The following is a 587-nucleotide window of genomic DNA, read 5'->3' as shown; positions in this document are numbered from 1 at the left end:
GCGGCGTTAAGCATTTATAAGAGAGAATTTATAGTGTACCGAATATATAACTTTAACGATTGTCCTCGTGGTATTTCTGAGTGTACAAAATATATACATTCTAAGTGGGGCTCTCAGAAAAACTATTCATACTTTGAAAATGCAGTTGTTAACTCTAGTGAGTTGGAGCGTTCAATCCCGCAATTTTATGTGCTTACCTACAATGATGAAATTGTTGGATGTTTTGGTTTAATAATCAATGACTTCATAAGCAGGCATGACCTGTATCCATGGTTTAGTTCACTATTTATTGAGCAAGAGCATCGTGGTAAAAAGCTCAGTGAAGGTATGTTTGAGTATGCAAGAAAAATTGCTCAATCCATGGGGTATCAGCATATTTATCTTACGACGGATCATGATGGCCTTTATGAGAAGTTTGGCTGGGTGCAAATTGAAAATGCGTATGAGCCTTCTGGTGAAGTTACGAAGGTTTATCGCATGTCGGTAGCACATGCTTAACAAGCCGTTCAAGTCTGACTCGTAAACGCGTGCCGAACTCGCTTCGCTCAGACATAGCACACGTTCACTCGCAGCTTAACGGGGCGTTA

General features: G+C 40.2%; 1 protein-coding gene. It reads left to right on the top strand.

Translation table 11 applies throughout. From position 1 onward, the window contains the following. Window positions 1-498, top strand: a 498-nt coding sequence (locus OH461_RS20060) for a GNAT family N-acetyltransferase (protein ID WP_270022305.1), incomplete at its 5' end; no start/stop codon positions are given. Between the last annotated feature and the right edge of the window lie 89 nt (window positions 499-587).

Origin of the sequence: Vibrio sp. LaRot3, from assembly GCF_027587025.1 — a bacterium.
Lineage (GTDB): Bacteria > Pseudomonadota > Gammaproteobacteria > Enterobacterales > Vibrionaceae > Vibrio.
The sequence above is the reverse complement of the archived record's forward strand: the minus strand, read 5'-3'. Positions and strand labels throughout refer to the sequence as shown.